We start from the raw sequence: 614 nt of genomic DNA on the forward strand, positions 1-614 counted from the left end.
AAAAAAAGGGTGCAAAAAAGTGATTTTTTTAATTATAAAAATAGAAAAGAGGTGGTGATTTTGAATGAAAGAGAAACATTAACAATTAGCGAAAAGGCACATAATGACTACATTAACGGAATGAAGTATGCAGATATAGCAGAAAAATATGGAGTTTCTTTTAATACAGTTAAGTCATGGAGAAAAAGATACAAATGGAGTAGAAAAAGTGCACCCAAAAAAGGGTGCAGTGAAAAAAGGGTGCAACTTTTGGGAAATAAAATTTCAGAGGACATAAAAGAGGATTTATTAAATCAATTAAAGGATAATGAAACTTTTGGAAAGCACTATGAAGATTTAATAAATGACTATATGTCATTATGGGATATAAAAAATAGGTTAATAGATGATATTAAAGAAAGGGGAGTAACTGTTGAATGGAATAATGGTAGGCAATTAGGCTTTAAGAAAAATGATAGTATATCAGAACTTAATAAAACCAATGCTCAAATGTTAAAGATCCTTAATGAATTAGGATTAAAGCCATCACCAAAAATCGAGGATTATGATGATATTTAATAAATATATTGATGAATACATTAACCTTATAGAAAGTGGAAGTGTTGAGAGCTGCA

The 614-nt window shown here is 28.8% G+C and carries 1 protein-coding gene; it reads left to right on the top strand.

Going from position 1 to position 614, the window contains the following annotated elements; all coding sequences use genetic code 11:
- A partial coding sequence (locus GBZ86_RS16620) for a P27 family phage terminase small subunit (protein ID WP_327445303.1) occupies positions 1-558 on the top strand: 558 nt, incomplete at its 5' end.
- Between the last annotated feature and the right edge of the window lie 56 nt (positions 559-614).

It is taken from the genome of Clostridium tarantellae (assembly GCF_009295725.1).
Classification (GTDB): domain Bacteria; phylum Bacillota; class Clostridia; order Clostridiales; family Clostridiaceae; genus Sarcina; species Sarcina tarantellae.